Origin of the sequence: Actinomycetospora callitridis (genome assembly GCF_028737265.1) — a bacterium.
Classification (GTDB): domain Bacteria; phylum Actinomycetota; class Actinomycetes; order Mycobacteriales; family Pseudonocardiaceae; genus Actinomycetospora; species Actinomycetospora callitridis.
This window is the reverse complement of record NZ_JAQZAK010000001.1, coordinates 352,596-366,699: the sequence shown is the minus strand read 5'-3', so window position 1 is coordinate 366,699 and position 14,104 is coordinate 352,596. Positions and strand designations below refer to the sequence as shown.

Genomic DNA, 14,104 nt, shown 5'->3' with positions numbered 1-14,104 from the left:
AGCCTACGAGCGGCACTCACATGTGCGCGGCGACCTCGCCCATCTCCGACCAGTCCACGCCCGCGGGCAGTTCCTGGTAGACGATCTTCGGGACGCGCGCGACCACCGACGGGAGCCAGCCGAAGAACCACTGGGCGTGGGCCGAGGACACGTGGGCCTCGCCGGCGGCCTGGTCGCGGTAGTTCGCCACCACGACGTACTCGTCGCCGCCCTCGACGCTCTCGTAGCACGTGAAGTGCAGGTTGCCGGGCTCCTCGCGGACCCGGGCGCTGTAGCGCCGGATGCCCTCGAGGAAGGCGTCGCGCCGGTCCGGACGGACGTCGATGCTGATCACGATGAAGATCACGGATCCCGGCTCCCCTACAGCCCGTAGGTCTCGAGCAGGCGCAGCCAGACCTCGCTCATGGTCGGGAACGAGGGCACGGCGTGCCAGAGGCGCTCCAGCGGCACCTCGCCGACGACAGCGATCGTCGCCGCGTGCACCATGTCCGCGACGTCCTGCCCGACGAAGGTCGCGCCGACGATCACGCCGCGGTCGGTGTCGACGACGAGCGTGGCGACGCCGTCGTACCCGTCGGCCTGCAGCGCGGCGCCGGCGACGTTGCCGATCTCGTAGCTCACCGCGCGCACCGGCAATCCGGCCTTGCGCGCCGACGCCTCGGTGTGACCCACCGACGCCACCTGCGGGTCGGTGAAGATCACCTGCGGGACGGCGGTGTGCTCGGCCGTGGTGGCGTGGTGGGAGTACCGGCCGCCGAGCTCCTGGCCGCGCGAGCGGGCGACGATCACGTCGCCGCAGATCCGCGCCTGGTACTTGCCCATGTGCGTGAGCTGAGCGCCGGTGGAGGCGTCGCCGACCGCGTAGAGCCAGTCGTCGAGCACCGTCGTCGCGTCGTCGGCCGCGAGGTGGGTGCCGGGCTCGAGCCCGACCGTGTCGAGCCCGATGTCGGAGGTCGCGGGCCGGCGCCCGGCGGCCACGAGCAGCTCGGCGCCGCGCACCTCCGAACCGTCGCCGAGCGTCGCGGCGACGTCCGGGCCGACGCGGCGGACCGCGGTCATCGAGGTGGAGAGCCGCACGTCGACGCCGTCGGCCTCGAGCGCGGCCTGCACGCGGCGCCCCGCCTCCGGCTCGGTGGTCGGCAGGAGCCGGTCGCCGTGCTGGACGAGCGTGACCTGCGCGCCGAGACGCTGGTAGACCGTCGCCATCTCGACCCCGACCACGCCGCCGCCGAGGATGAGCAGCGACGCCGGGATCTCCTTGACCTGGGTGGCCTCCTGGTTGGTCCAGGCGTTCACCGTGTCCAGGCCGTCGACCGGCGGGAACGCCGGCACCGACCCGGTGGCGACGACGACGTACCGGGCACCGACCGAGGTCGTGGTGCCGTCGTGGTGGGCGACCTCGACGGCGCGCTCGCCGGTGAGCCGCCCGCGCCCGCGCAGCAGCGTGATGCCGGCGCCGGAGAGCCAGCCGGCCTGCCCGGAGTCGTCCGGGCCCGCGAACCGGTCGCGGCGCTCCAGGACCTTCGCGACGTCGATCGGGCCGGCCTCGACGCCGGGCACGCGCTGCGCCGCGGCGAGCAGGTCGACCGGGCGCAGCAGCGCCTTCGACGGGATGCACGCGTAGTAGGAGCACTCGCCCCCGACCAGCCGGTCCTCGACGATCGCCGCGGAGAGCCCCTGCCGGTGGGCGCGGTCGGCGACGTTCTCGCCCACCGGGCCGGCCCCGATCACCACGACGTCCACGTCGAGATCGCTCATCCGTCCGTCTCCTCCTCGGTCGTCGTCACGCCGTGCGCGAGTCTGCCCCTCACGCGGCGGGAGTGCGCCCACCACACACGGAACGGGGAGACGCCGGAGGCGCGGCATACTCGCCGCCATGAGCACAGACGGTGGCGCCGGCGTGGTCCTCGTCGGCTTCGACGGCTCGCGGGAGGCGTCCCGGGCGATCGCGGTCGGCGCGCGCGTGCTGCCCGACCTCGCCGCCCGTGTCGTGAACGTGTGGGCGCCACCCGGCGCCGACCCGGCGCTGCGCGAGCGGGTGACCCACCACACCGGCCGGCTGGGCGACCTCGGCGACCTCATGCTGCGGGAGTGCGGCATCGACGCCGAGCACGTCGCCGCCGACGGGACGGCCCTGGCCCGCGCGGCCGGCTGGTCGGCGGAGCCGCTCACCCGCCGCTCCTACGGCGACCCGGGCGCCGAGCTCGCCCTCCTCGCCGCCGAGCTGCGGCCCGCCGCGATGGTGGTCGGCTCGCGCGGCCTCGGCGGGGCGTCCGCGCTGCTGGGCAGCGTCTCCGACCTCGCCGTGCACCACAGCCCCGTCCCGGTGCTGGTCGTGCCCCCGTTGCTGAGCTGGGAACGCGCCCGCGCGGCGACGGGCCCGGTGGTGATCGCCCAGGACGGGTCCGAGGGCGCGGCCCGTGCGGGGGCGGCGGCGGCGGCGCTGCTGCCCGGCCGCGAGCGGATCGACGTCCACGTCACCGCGTCCGTGGACGAGGAGGGCGGCCCGCCGGACGCCGTGTCCGTGCGCGCGCACGGGTGGGGCCCCCGGGCGACCGCCGAGGCGCTCGGCGCCGAGGCCGCCGCACGCAAGGCCGGTGTGATCGTCGTCGGCTCGCGGGGAGGCTCGACGCTGCGCCAGCTGGTGCTGGGCAGCACCGCCATGGCCGTGCTCCACCACGCCCACCGGCCCGTCCTGGTGGCGCCGGCCCCCGAGTCCTGAGCCCGCCACGACTCAGCCCGTGACGCGCTCCACCAGCGACACCGGGTCGGCGGGCGGGTGCTCACCGCGCCAGGCGACGTGCTGGTCCGGCCGGACGAGCAGGGCCTCGTCCCCGCACGGCCGCGGCGCGACGGCCAGCGGCACGCCGCGCCGGGCGCAGGCGTCGACCAGCGCCTCGCCCGCGAAGCCGGGGGGCGTCAGCAGCGTGAACCCCGCGCCGAGGACGTCGTAGAGCGACCGGCCGTCGGGCAGCCAGGCGTGGCGCAGCCGGTCGCCCGCCCCGTCGGCCACCACCGGCGAGCCCGCCACCCCGACGTCGAGGACGAGGTCGAGCGCGTGGAACTCGGCGCTCTTCGCGTCCTGGATCCGCTGGTGGGCGAGCCGGCGGGCGGTGTCCCCGGCCGGGGTGTCCGCCTCGAGGTCGTCGGCGACGAGGTCGCCGGACAGCGTCCGCATGTTCTCGCTCGCGGCCTTCACGACGCGGTCCTGGACGGGGCGCCGCTCGGCCTCGTAGCTCTCGAGCAGCCCCGGCCCGCCCCACCCCTGCAGGACGGCGGCGAGCTTCCAGCCCAGGTCGACGGCGTCGCCGATCCCGGTGTTGAGCCCGTGCCCGCCGAACGGCGGGTTGAGGTGGGCGGCGTCCCCGGCGAGGAACACCCGCCCCACGCGCGCCCGGTCGACGAGCTGCATGCGCGCCGTCCACGGGTCGGTGGAGAGCACCTCGGCGCCGACGGGCGCGCCCGCCGCCGCGTCGACCAACGCCGCGCCGTCGCGCTCGCCGGTCGCGCGGTCGACGCCGAACGCGATGACCCACCAGGTGCCGTCGGCCGGATCGAGCGGGCCGAGCAGCGCGGGCGCCTCCGGGTTGACCGTCCAGTACTGCACCGCCGGCCCGTGCGGCACGCGCTCGGCGAGGCCGGGCGCCCGGAAGACCATCCCGAAGTTCGGGCGCAGCGCGTGCTCGCCCACGTAGTCCGCGCCGACGAGCTCGCGTACCGCGCTGCGCGGCCCGTCGCACCCGAGGACGTGGTCGGCCCGGACCGACTCGCCGTCGTCCAGGCGCACCGTCACCCCGTCCGCGTCCTGCACCAGCCCGGTGACGCGGGAGCCCAGCGCGAGCGTCACCGTGTCGAGCCCGAGGACGACCTCCCGGAGCAGCTCCTCGAGGACGTACTGCGGCGCCTGCTGGCCGACCTCCGGGAAGCGGTCGCCCTGCGCCGCGAGGCCGAGCACCCCGGTGAAGCGCGAGAGCTCGCGGCCCACCAGCGACGTGCAGAACACGACGTCCGTGGAGAACCCGCGCGGCAGCGGGGCCCGGTCGCGCAACCGGTCGGCGATCCCCCACCGGCGCAGGTGCTCCATCGTGCGCACATTGACCGTCTTGCACCGGGGCCGGGCGTGCGACACCGTCGCGCGCGGCTCGACCACGAGGCACTCGACGCCGCGCCGGCCGAGCTCCACCGCGGCCGCAAGCCCGACCGGGCCGCCGCCGGCGACGAGCACCTGGGTGGAGCGCACGGCCTAGTAGACCTCGGGCAGCAGGATGTCGGCGGGCACGACCTCCGGCCGGTACTTCCCGGCGCGCGCCCCCTCGTGGATTTCGCTCTGGGACACGCCTTGCGCCCGGGCCTCGACGAGCTTGTCGGGGTCGAACCACTCGCCGATGGGGTTCTCGGCGAACTCGCGCGACGCCCAGATCCACTCCTTGGAGACCGCCCAGTCGCCGAAGGCGTCGAACTGGATCTCGACGCCGTTGCCCTCGGGGTCGGCGTAGTACATCGACATCGTGATGCCGTGGTCGAGGCACATGAACGGCGTGATGCCGTGGTCGCGCAGCCGCTCGTAGTTGTCGAGCCACTGGCCGAACGAGCCGTACTCGAAGGCCGTGTGGTGGAGGCCGGCGCTGGTCGGCTTGTCCACCGGGCGGTGCACGGCGGGGTGGGCGATGAGCGCGATGCGGTGGTTGGCCTCGTCATTGGTCAGCCAGGCCGCGCTCTCGGCGTAGTGGACGGGGTACAGCCCGCAGACCAGGCCGTACCAGCGGACCATCTCGTCCAGCTCCAGCGTCAGGAACGTGGCGTGGTGCAGCTTCGGCGGGATGATCGGGGCCTGCAGGTGCTCTCCGGCCATGATGTCTCCTATCGGTCGAGGGTCGCGACGAAGTCGAGGACGGCCTCGACGTACTGCTTCGGCAGGTGCTCGTGCATCGAGTGCGGCGCGTCCGGGAAGTCGCGGTACTCGATCCGCGCGCCGGCGGCGGTGACGATCTCCCGAGCGCGTCGGGCCTGGTCGTCGGACGACGCCCCGACGAGGCGGCCCGTCGCGGCGTCGACGCTGCGGAAGTGGTGCGTCAGCAGCACCGGGACGCGGACCTGCTCGAGCATCGTCACGTGGTCGCACGACGCGGTCGCGGTGCCGGAGACGAACGCCCGGCCCCACTCCGGGTCGTACTCCCGCAGGTTCTGCGGCGGGCCGTCGGCGGGGCCCGCCGCGGGATCGGCATCGGGGTCCGGCGGGATCATCGCGGCCAGGTGGACCAACATCGGCACCGGGATCTCGGCCGGGAACGCCCGCATGAGCCCCGTCCAGTCGCCGATCGACCACTGGTCGCCGAGCCACTTGTTCCACGCCGCGAAGACCGGCCCGATGGCCTGGTGGATGCTCTGCCCGATCGCCGGCGTGGTCTGGCTGGAGAACAGCGGCGGGTCCTCCCAGACCGCGGCGCGGATCTGGCCGGGCTTCGCGTACGCCGAGAGCCAGGCCGAGAGGATCCCGCCGGAGGACATCCCGCTGACCAGCGTCTCCCGCCCGATCACCAGGTCGATGAAGCGGACGAGGTCGTTGCCGAAGTTGTCGATCGTGTAGCGGCCCGGCGTCCACGTCGACCGTCCCTGCCCGCGCAGGTCGACGGCGTGCACGTGGAAGTGCTCGGCGAGCAGCGGCATCGCCGGCTCGTAGCCCCACCACGACTCGGACTGCCCAGGGATCAGCAGCAGCGCGGGTAGCGACGGGTCGCCGGCGACGGCGTAGTTCATGCGGACCTCGCCGAGGTCCACGGTCTGCTCGGGGTAGGCGTGCGGGACGAAGGTCGCCGCGCGGTCCGCGGCCTCGAGGATCGTCATGCCCTGCTCCCACTCGGGTTCTCGGCGGTCACGAAGCGGTGCTGCATCTGACCGATGCCGGCGCACCAGGTGACGAGCTCGTCGCCGTCGCCGAGGAAGCGCGGCGGGGTCCGCCCGGCGCCGATGCCGGCCGGGGTGCCGGTGAAGACGACGTCGCCGGGCAGCAGCGTGACGATCGCCGAGAGCTCGGCGACCAGGTCCGGGACCGAGAAGATCATCGCCCCGGTGCGGCCCTTCTGGACGCTCTCGCCGTTGACGAGGCAGCCCAGCTCCAGGTCGTCGGGGTCGAGGCCCGCCGCGCGGAGCTCGTCGACGCTGACGAGGGCCGGACCCATGGGTGAGAACCCGGGGTACGACTTGCCCATCCCGAACTGCGGGGGCGGCGCGGCGAACTGGGTGACGCGGTCGGAGATGTCCTGGCCGACGGTCAGCCCGGCGACGTGGTCCCACCCCTGCGCCGCCGGGATGTGGTGGCCGCCCGTGCCGATGACGGCGACGAGCTCGACCTCCCAGTCGACGTTGCCGGGCGAGAGCCGGACGTCGCCCTGGGGTCCGGTGAAGCTCGACGCGTACTTGGTGAACACCAGCGGCGTGGTCGGCAGCTCCATGCCCGACTCGGCGGCGTGGTCGCGGTAGTTCAGCCCCACGGCGAACACCTGCGGAGGCCGCGGGGCGACCGGGCCGAGGGCGCCCGGGCCGAGCGGCACGGCGGCGGCGAGGTCCGCCGCGTCGGCCCACTCCCGGAACTCGGCCCACCGGTCGTAGACGGTCTGCGGGTCGGCGGCGAAACGGCCGTCGCTGGCCCGCTCCACGTCGAGACCACGCAGGCCCCCCGACGACTCGGCGTCGGGCTCCACCAGGGCCAGCCGGCCCGCGTGATTCGCGATGCGCACGTGTGTCCTTCCTTCTCCAGAGGCTCTAGACGAGAGCCGTCACGCCGTCGGTCAGGCCGAGCAGCGCCCGGCCGTAGACCTCCGACGAGATGGCTGGGCTGATGACGGCGTGCCGGGAGGCGACCTCGGAATCGCGCCAGATCCGCTGCATCGGGCTGACCTCGGCGAACGAGCCCGCTCCGTGCGCCGAGACCAGCGTGCGGATCGCCTCGCGGGCGTTCTCGATGGCGGCCCCGGTGTCCATCCGGACCCGCGCCCGGGCGGCGTAGTCGGGGTAGACGCCGTCGACGGCCGCCTGGTCGATGTCGGCGGCCGCGCGGTAGGCGAACAGGTGCGCCGCGTCGATGAGGGAGGCCGCCTTCGCCACCGCGAGCTGCACGGTCGGCGCCTCGGTCTGGGTGTCGTAGAACGTGTAGGAGATGCCGCGCTTCGGCGCCTTCTCGAGCACCAGGTCCAGGGCCGCCTGGGCCAGGCCGAGCTGCGGGCCGGCGAGCACGATGGCGGCGACCGGGATGAACGCCGACCGGTAGAGCGCCTCGTCGGTGTGCTCGGTGGCGTAGCGCCCGCCGATCGCGGCCGGGATCGAGATGACCCGGTGGTCGGGCACCAGGACGTCGCGCGCGACCAGCGTGTTCGAGCCGGTGCCGCGCATGCCGGCGACGAACCAGGTGTCCTCGATCGACAGGTCGGTCATCGGCACCAGCGCCAGGCCCTGGTCGACGACCTCGCCGTGCTCGTCCGGCACGGGGAACCCGACCACGGCCCACTGCGCGTGCAGGCAGCCCGACGCCCAGCCCCAGGAGCCGGTCAGCCGGTAGCCGCCGTCGACGCGTGTCGCCTCCGCCGTGGGCGCGAGCACCCCGGCGATGCGGTTGCCGGGCGAGCCCTCGAGCACGTCGCGCTGCGCCTGGTCGGGGAACAGGCCCGCGAAGAACGCGCAGACGTTCATGAGCGTCGTCGCCCAGGCGGTCGAGCCGCAGCCGCGGGCGAGCTCGCGGGACACCTCGAGCTTCGTGCGGATGTCGGTCTCGAGCCCGCCGAGCCGCCTCGGCCGCGTGATCGAGAAGAGGCCGGCCTCGTCGATCAGGGCGATGTTCTCCTCGACCACCCGCCGCTCGGCCTCGGTGCGGGGTGCGTTGCGGGCGAGCACCGGGACGATCTCGCGGGCCCGTCCCACCAGGTCCGCCCGTAGGGCACGCGCCTCGTCGGACGTCCCGGGGCGGTCGAGGGAACAGCCTGGTGTCGACGGCGAGGACATGGGCACCTCCGGGTCGGTGGTCACGGCGGCGTGACGCGGGCCACCACGACGCTAGGGCGCTAACTTATAAGATGTCAATCTGCGCTAGGCTGCTCGCCGTGACGGTGGACGGGGTCTCGGGCGTGCAGTCGGTGGCGGCGCGCAAGGCGTCGGCGGTGGACCTCGTGCTGCACGAGATCCGCCGTTCGATCCTGTCCGGGGCGCTGCCGCCGGGTCAGCCGTTCACCGTGCCCGCGCTCACCGAACGCCTCGGCGTCAGCCACGTCCCGGTCCGCGAGGCCCTGCGCCAGCTCGAGGCCCAGGGGCTCGTGACCCTGAGCCCCTCGCGTAGCGCGACGGTCACCCCGCTCGACGCCGAGGACCTGCGCGCGCTCTACCGGCTGCGCACCACCGTCGAGCCCGAGCTCGCGGCGCTGTCGGCACCGCACCGCACCGACGCCGAGATCGCCGAGCTCGACGGGATGGTCCGCGCGACGTTCGGCGACGTCCTCGGCGAGGCGTTCTGGGAGCCGCACCGCGCGTTCCACGCCGCGATGATCGAACCGGCTGCGAGCGACTGGGACCGGCGCATGCTCGCCCCGCTCTGGGACGCCTCCGAGCGCTACACGCGGCTGGTCTTCGATCCCGTCGAGGCGCCCGAGTCGTTCGCGACCCGCCGCGCCCACGCCCACGACGAGCTCGTCGACGCCGCCCGGTCGCGCGATCCGGAGACGGTCCGCGCCGCCGTCCGCGAGCACCTGGAGAACAACCTCGCGACGATGCTCGCGGAGATGAGCACCATCGACACCTCACGCCGGCGGCTCTGGAGCGGTCGCGACGCCACCGCCTGAGACGAGCACGGCCGCCGTGGGGGGCTCCGGCGGCGCCTGCGGACCGTCCAGCGCGCGGAACGCCGGCACGACGAGGGCGACGATCGCAGTGCCGCCGGCGAGCGCGGCGATCACGACCCCGGCAGCGGGCAGCCCGGCCGTCGCGGCCACGGCGGCGAGCGGGGCGCTGGTCAGGGCGGGCGCGGAGAGCATGACGGTGTTCTGCGCGCCGAGCACCCGGCCGCGCATCGCATCGGGGGTGGCCTCGACCGTCAGGACGCCGAGCACGGCCGAGGCCGGCGCGTTCGTGAGCCCGACCAGCGCCGCACCGGCGAGGACCAGCCACGGCGAGGCCATGCTGCCGACGGCGACGAACCCGACGAGGGTGCCGGTCATGCCGATCACGAACCAGGTGCGTCGGCGCACCCGGCCGGTGGTGGCGGCGTAGAGCGCGGAGCCGGCGACGCTGCCGGCCGCGATCGCGCTCAGGGTCAGCCCGGTGAGCGCCGGGAGGTCCTCGGCGGTGAAGTAGGCGGGCATCAGCGTGCTCTGCAGGGAGCTCAGGACGGCGACGAAGGTCGCGCCGACGAGCGTGGCACCGAGCACGAGGCGGTGGCGGACGAGGAACCGCCAGGAGACGACGAGGTCGGTGACGGCGCGGCGCACCGCCCCGCCGGGCCGGGTGCGGTCGCGCGGTCCGACGACACCGACCCGCGGATCGAGCACGACCGTCAGCACCGCAGCCGCGACGCTCGTGGCGGCGGTGGTCAGCACGAGGGCGGGCGACGGTCCGAACAGCCCGACGAGCAGGCCGCCCAGCCCGGGCCCGGCCAGCAGCAGGACGTTGCCGACGGTCTCGCGGGTGGCGATCAGGCGGTCCAGGCGCCCCGGGCGGACGTCACCGAGGCGCGCGAGGACGGGCAGCACCGACTCCTGGGCGGTCATGCCCGGCACGCGGACGACCGCTCCGATCAGACCGAGCACCAGGAACGCGGTCATGTCCAGGCCCCACAGCGCGTCCACCACCGGGAGCGCGGTCAGCGAGAGCGCGGAGAGCAGGTCGGAGACGACCACCACGACGCGCCGGTCGATGCGGTCGACGAGCAGGCCCGAGAGGAGCCCGGTCGCCGCCGCGGCCGCCGTCGTCACGGTCGCGAGCACGCCGGCCGCGAGCACGTCGCCGGTGCGCTCGAGCACGAGCAGCGGCATCACGACGCCGGCGATGCCGGCGCCGAGCAGGGACATGCCGTACGAGGCGAACCAGACGGCGGGGCTGCGGCGCATTTCCGACCTCCCGGGTGCGAGCTGCACCCAGGGGACGCCGTGCCGTCGCGGCACCCTCAAGACCGCGTGAGCCCGACCACCCCGCCGGGCCTGCGCGACGGCACGCCGAACGGGCAGCCCTCGGCGCACGAACCGTCTCGTGACGGCCGACGATGTCCAGGGGGACCCGCGATGCTCGACGACGACGAACGCACGGTGCTCGAGGAGACCGAACGGGCGCTCGCCCGCGACGATCCCTCCCTGGCGCGGCGGATGCGCCGGCCCGGTGTCCGTCGTCGACGGGCGGCGCGCGGGCGAGCCGCCGTCGTGCTCGTGACCGTGGCGCTGGTCGTCGGGCTCTTCTGGCTCGCGCTCCCCGGGCAGGCCCTGCTCGTGGTGATGGTGGGCGTCGGCGCCCTGGTCGGCCTGGGCTGGCGCCCCCGGCTCGAGGGGATCACCACGGCGCTGCGTCCCGAGCGCCGCGAGCCGTGACGGCGGTCTACGCCGCGGTCACCTGCTGCGCGGGCGCGGCGGAGGCCTCCACCGTCACGGTCTCCTGGACGTAGGCGACGCCCTCGACGACGTGCACCTCGTGGGTGCGCACCGGCTTCTTCGCCGGCGGGCCGCTGGGGCGACCCGTGCGCAGGTCGAAGCACGCCGCGTGCAGCGGGCACTCGACCGCGCAGCCCTCGAGCCAGCCGTCGGACAACGACGCGTCCTGGTGGGTGCACGTGTCGTCGATGGCATAGAGATCGCCGTCCACGTTGAAGACCGCGATGGCCACCGAGCCCTGCACCCGCACCGACTCCCCCACGGGGATGTCGGCCAGCTCCGCCACGTAGATCATGTCGAGCTCCTGTTGCGCTATGCGCATCGAGTCCTGTAATCCGCAACACCAGGGTGAGGCTTCGAAAGTCGGCCGTCAACCTCAGTGACCGACGTCGCCACGAGATGTCTCACGACGAGCATCGAACATTGATATTCCACTGATATTTCGAACACGCTACGATGGGCGTCCCATGTCCTCGCAGCGACCGCCTCCGGGCCACGGTGTCGCCCGGGCTGTCGAGGGCGAGCACACCCTGCGGCGTGCGACGGCCGCCGCGGCGATCGGCAACGTCGCCGAGTGGTACGACTTCGGGATCTACTCCTACCTGGCCGGCGCGGTCCTGAGCAGGGTGTTCTTCCCCGACGCGGGCCCGTGGGCCACCGTCTACACGCTCGGCGCCTTCGCCGCCGCGTTCCTCATGCGCCCGCTCGGAGGCCTGGTCTTCGGCCCGCTGGGCGACCGCATCGGCCGCACCCGCGTGCTCTCGATGACGGTGCTCCTCATGGCGGTGGCGACCGTGCTGCTCGGGCTCGTCCCGACGCACGGCGCGCTCGGCGCGGCGGCCCCGGTCCTCGTGCTGGTGATCCGCATGCTGCAGGGGTTCTCGGCGGGCGGGGAGTACACCGGCGCGCTCACGATGATCGCCGAGTACTCCCCGGACACGCGTCGCGGCGTGTTCGGGAGCTGGCTGGAGTTCGGCACCATCACCGGCTACACGCTCGGGGCGGGCGTGAGCGCGGCCGTCATCGGCCTCCTGCCCGACGACGACCTCCTCGCCTGGGGCTGGCGCCTGCCGTTCCTGCTGGCGCTGCCCCTCGGGGTCGTCGGCATCTACCTGCGCCTGCGCCTCGAGGACACCCCGGCGTTCCGGCAGCTCATGGAGCGCTCCCCCGCGCTGGCGACGATGCCGCTGCGGCGCGCCCTGCACATCCTCGTCCGCCGCCACCGCCGCGCGCTCGTCGTGGCCGGTGGCCTGATCGTGGCCTGGAACATCGCCAACTACGTGATGACCAGCTACGTGCCGACCTACCTCACCAGCACCCTGGCCGAGCACGGCGAGACGGGCACGGGGAAGGCCACGTCGACGCTGCTGCAGGTGATCGTCATGGTCGCGATGCTCGCGGTCATCACCTCGCTGGGCCGGCTCTCCGACCGCGTCGGACGCCGGCCGGTGCTGCTCGCCGGGAGCCTCTCGCTGGTCGTCCTCGGCCTGCCGTCGGTCTGGCTGCTGCGCCAGGGTCTCGGCGGTCAGCTCGCGGGCCTCGTCCTGATGGGCGCGAGCCTCGTGTGCTTCGCCGCGGTCGCCCCGTCGACGCTGCCGGCGATGTTCCCGACGCTCGTGCGCTACGGCGGCCTGGCCCTGACGTTCAACGTCTCCGTCTCGGTGTTCGCCGGCACCGCACCGACCGTCATCGCCGCGGCGACGACGGCCACCGGGAACCTCGACTGGCCGGGCTACTACCTCGTGGCGGCGGGGGTGGTCGGCGTGGTCAGCGTGGCGTTCCTGCGGGAATCCGCCGGTCAGCCGCTCGCGGGCGCCGCGCCGCTCACCTCGAGCGCCGAGCTCCCGCCGCTGCCGGTGTCGGCGGACGGCGTGCCCCTGGAACGCCCGGGCGAGTAGCCCACCCCCGGGAGCCCCCTACGCGGGGCGCCGGAGCTCGGTGCGGCGGAAGCGCCCGAACATGCGCGGGTTGCCCATCCCGAAGATGCCGGTCGTGGTCCCGGAGCCGTCGGTGTAGCGCGCGACGAACCGGCCGTCGGCGACGTCGCCGTCGACGATCTCCACCTCGTCGTCGACGGACGGGTGCCCGGCGAGCTGCAGCATCCGCCCGTACTGCTCGGACCACACGTAGCCGCTGGGCCGGAAGGTCGCGCTGCCGCGCCCACCGAGCAGGTTGGCCGCCGCGACGGCGGCCTGCTCCCCCGCGCTGGTCCAGTGCTCGTGGCGGTGGGTGCGCGCCTCGGCCCCGTCGCTCCAGCGGGCGACGTCGCCGACGGCCACGACGGTCGGGAGGTCGGTGACCAGGCCCGTGTCGGTGCGCACGCCGCGGTCCAGCGCGACGCCCGACCCCTCGAGCCACTCGGTGTTCGGGACGATGCCGATGCCCACCACCACGATGTCGGCCTTCACCGTGCTCCCGTCGCCCAGCTCGACGCCGACGACCCGGCGACCCTCGCCGCTCGGGACCGTCGCCAGCCCCGCGACGGCGGCGCCGACCTGCAGGGACGTGCCGTGCGCGGCGTGCAGGTCGACGCAGCTGCGGGCGATGCGGCGGCCGAGCGCGGGCGCCAGCGGCAGATCGGTGCCGTCGAGGACGGTCACCTCGAGGCCGAGCGCGCGGCACGTCGACGCCACCTCGGCGCCGATGAAGCCGGCCCCGACGATCGCCACCCGCGGGGCGCCGTCGCGCAGGGCCGCCCGGAGCGCCACGGCGTCGTCGAGGGTCCGCAGGACGTGCACGCCCTCGACGCCCTCGGTGCCCGGCAGGCGGCGGGCCCGCCCGCCGGTGGCGAGGACGACGCCGTCGGCGCGGACGTCGGAGCCGTCCGCGAGCACGACGCGCCCGCCCGCGGCGTCGAGCCGGGACGCCGTGACACCGAGCCGCAGCTCCAGCGCCAGCTCGTCGTCGTCGGTCGGGTCGAGCAGGCCGATCCCGTCCTCGTCGACGCTGCCGTCGAGGAATCCCTTCGACAGCGGCGGCCGGTCGTAGGGCCGGTGCACGTCGTCGCCGACGAGCACCAGCCGTCCGTCGTAGCCCGCGGCGCGCAGGGCCTCGGCGGACCGGACCCCGGCGACGGACCCTCCCACGATCGCGATGGTCTTCATGCGGCCTCCTGGTCGGCCTGCGGTACTGGGGAGTGGCGCGCGGGTCGCGCGCGCGTGTCCTCACGCCCCCGCGTGGCCGTCGGGCCCGGGGTCGGGAGGTCTCGGGGGACGACCGGTCGAGCGGCGTCGCTGACGACCGGTGAGCGAACACCCACGGGCTGGAGTGCGTTGCGTGATGAGAAACGCGATGCTCATCCCGCAACAAGTGACGGTGGGAGAGACGGAACCGCTTGTCAAGAGGCGTCCTGCCCGAGATCCGTCGACGGACGGGCCGACGTCACCGGCGCGGACCCTTGACAACACGACTCGGCGATCGGACCGTGTGTGTTGCGTACTGCGAACCACGTTGTTTCATGCGCAACAAACGCGCACCATCCCCGC

Annotated in this window: 14 protein-coding genes; 4 read left to right on the top strand and 10 right to left on the bottom strand. The window is 74.4% G+C overall.

All coding sequences use genetic code 11. The features are described 5' to 3' along the window. Positions 1-16: 16 nt before the first annotated feature. Both PH191_RS01795 and PH191_RS01790 read right to left on the bottom strand, forming a co-directional pair. Positions 17-346 (bottom strand): putative quinol monooxygenase, encoded by a 330-nt coding sequence (locus tag PH191_RS01795; RefSeq protein WP_274192920.1) that lies wholly within the window; start codon positions 344-346, stop codon positions 17-19. A 14-nt stretch (positions 347-360) separates the two neighbouring features. After that, positions 361-1,758: a dihydrolipoyl dehydrogenase family protein gene (locus tag PH191_RS01790; protein WP_274192919.1), complete on the bottom strand. Its 1,398-nt coding sequence runs from the start codon at positions 1,756-1,758 to the stop codon at positions 361-363. A 118-nt stretch (positions 1,759-1,876) separates the two neighbouring features. Between PH191_RS01790 and PH191_RS01785 the strand changes: the two genes are divergently transcribed. Then, positions 1,877-2,722, top strand: a complete 846-nt coding sequence (locus PH191_RS01785; protein WP_274192918.1) for a universal stress protein — start codon at positions 1,877-1,879, stop codon at positions 2,720-2,722. Positions 2,723-2,734: 12 nt separating this feature from the next. Here the strand turns inward: PH191_RS01785 and PH191_RS01780 are convergent, their stop codons facing one another. From PH191_RS01780 to PH191_RS01760, 5 genes are read right to left on the bottom strand one after another with little or no spacing between them, the layout of a single operon-like run. Beyond that, on the bottom strand, positions 2,735-4,240 hold the full coding sequence (locus tag PH191_RS01780; RefSeq protein ID WP_274192917.1) for an FAD-dependent monooxygenase: 1,506 nt from the start codon (positions 4,238-4,240) through the stop codon (positions 2,735-2,737). A gap of 3 nt (positions 4,241-4,243) precedes the next feature. Beyond that, positions 4,244-4,852, bottom strand: a complete 609-nt coding sequence (locus PH191_RS01775; RefSeq protein ID WP_274192916.1) for a VOC family protein — start codon at positions 4,850-4,852, stop codon at positions 4,244-4,246. A gap of 8 nt (positions 4,853-4,860) precedes the next feature. Then, positions 4,861-5,844 carry an alpha/beta fold hydrolase gene (locus PH191_RS01770; protein ID WP_274192915.1) on the bottom strand — a complete coding sequence of 328 codons (984 nt, stop codon included), beginning with the start codon at positions 5,842-5,844 and terminating at the stop codon, positions 4,861-4,863. Further along, positions 5,841-6,737 carry a fumarylacetoacetate hydrolase family protein gene (locus PH191_RS01765; RefSeq protein ID WP_274192914.1) on the bottom strand — a complete coding sequence of 299 codons (897 nt, stop codon included), beginning with the start codon at positions 6,735-6,737 and terminating at the stop codon, positions 5,841-5,843. The genes PH191_RS01770 and PH191_RS01765 overlap by 4 nt, the downstream gene beginning before the upstream one ends. 25 nt (positions 6,738-6,762) lie before the next feature. Next, entirely contained in the window at positions 6,763-7,914 is a 1,152-nt protein-coding gene (locus tag PH191_RS01760) for an acyl-CoA dehydrogenase family protein (protein WP_420791734.1), read from the bottom strand. 179 nt (positions 7,915-8,093) lie between these two features. Here PH191_RS01760 and PH191_RS01755 point away from each other — a divergent pair, with 179 nt between their 5' ends. After that, positions 8,094-8,825: a GntR family transcriptional regulator gene (locus tag PH191_RS01755; RefSeq protein ID WP_274192913.1), complete on the top strand. Its 732-nt coding sequence runs from the start codon at positions 8,094-8,096 to the stop codon at positions 8,823-8,825. Here the strand turns inward: PH191_RS01755 and PH191_RS01750 are convergent. Further along, positions 8,784-10,088, bottom strand: a complete 1,305-nt coding sequence (locus tag PH191_RS01750; RefSeq protein ID WP_274192912.1) for an MFS transporter — start codon at positions 10,086-10,088, stop codon at positions 8,784-8,786. The genes PH191_RS01755 and PH191_RS01750 overlap by 42 nt on opposite strands. Before the next feature lie 171 nt (positions 10,089-10,259). On the opposite strand from PH191_RS01750, the gene PH191_RS01745 reads away from it, so the two are divergent. After that, the gene (locus PH191_RS01745) at positions 10,260-10,559 is read left to right on the top strand and encodes a DUF3040 domain-containing protein (protein WP_274192911.1); all 300 of its coding nucleotides are present in this window, start codon (positions 10,260-10,262) and stop codon (positions 10,557-10,559) included. Between the two features lie 7 nt (positions 10,560-10,566). Here PH191_RS01745 and PH191_RS01740 read toward each other — a convergent pair whose 3' ends face one another. Next, positions 10,567-10,914 carry a bifunctional 3-phenylpropionate/cinnamic acid dioxygenase ferredoxin subunit gene (locus PH191_RS01740; RefSeq protein ID WP_274192910.1) on the bottom strand — a complete coding sequence of 116 codons (348 nt, stop codon included), beginning with the start codon at positions 10,912-10,914 and terminating at the stop codon, positions 10,567-10,569. A 172-nt stretch (positions 10,915-11,086) separates the two neighbouring features. Here PH191_RS01740 and PH191_RS01735 point away from each other — a divergent pair, with 172 nt between their 5' ends. Then, positions 11,087-12,517, top strand: a complete 1,431-nt coding sequence (locus tag PH191_RS01735) for an MFS transporter (RefSeq protein ID WP_274192909.1) — start codon at positions 11,087-11,089, stop codon at positions 12,515-12,517. An 18-nt stretch (positions 12,518-12,535) separates the two neighbouring features. On the opposite strand, the gene PH191_RS01730 is transcribed toward PH191_RS01735, so the two are convergent. Further along, on the bottom strand, positions 12,536-13,723 hold the full coding sequence (locus PH191_RS01730; RefSeq protein ID WP_274192908.1) for an NAD(P)/FAD-dependent oxidoreductase: 1,188 nt from the start codon (positions 13,721-13,723) through the stop codon (positions 12,536-12,538). Between the last annotated feature and the right edge of the window lie 381 nt (positions 13,724-14,104).

What these genes read in the sequence shown, in the direction of transcription:
- PH191_RS01790 (WP_274192919.1), bottom strand. Translation starts at nt 1,758, where the DNA reads ATGAGCGATCTCGACGTGGACGTCGTGGTGATCGGGGCCGGCCCGGTG.
- PH191_RS01785 (WP_274192918.1), top strand. Translation starts at nt 1,877, where the DNA reads ATGAGCACAGACGGTGGCGCCGGCGTGGTCCTCGTCGGCTTCGACGGC.
- PH191_RS01775 (WP_274192916.1), bottom strand. Translation starts at nt 4,852, where the DNA reads ATGGCCGGAGAGCACCTGCAGGCCCCGATCATCCCGCCGAAGCTGCAC.
- PH191_RS01770 (WP_274192915.1), bottom strand. Translation starts at nt 5,844, where the DNA reads ATGACGATCCTCGAGGCCGCGGACCGCGCGGCGACCTTCGTCCCGCAC.
- PH191_RS01750 (WP_274192912.1), bottom strand. Translation starts at nt 10,088, where the DNA reads ATGCGCCGCAGCCCCGCCGTCTGGTTCGCCTCGTACGGCATGTCCCTG.
- PH191_RS01745 (WP_274192911.1), top strand. Translation starts at nt 10,260, where the DNA reads ATGCTCGACGACGACGAACGCACGGTGCTCGAGGAGACCGAACGGGCG.
- PH191_RS01740 (WP_274192910.1), bottom strand. Translation starts at nt 10,914, where the DNA reads ATGATCTACGTGGCGGAGCTGGCCGACATCCCCGTGGGGGAGTCGGTG.
- PH191_RS01735 (WP_274192909.1), top strand. Translation starts at nt 11,087, where the DNA reads ATGTCCTCGCAGCGACCGCCTCCGGGCCACGGTGTCGCCCGGGCTGTC.
- PH191_RS01730 (WP_274192908.1), bottom strand. Translation starts at nt 13,723, where the DNA reads ATGAAGACCATCGCGATCGTGGGAGGGTCCGTCGCCGGGGTCCGGTCC.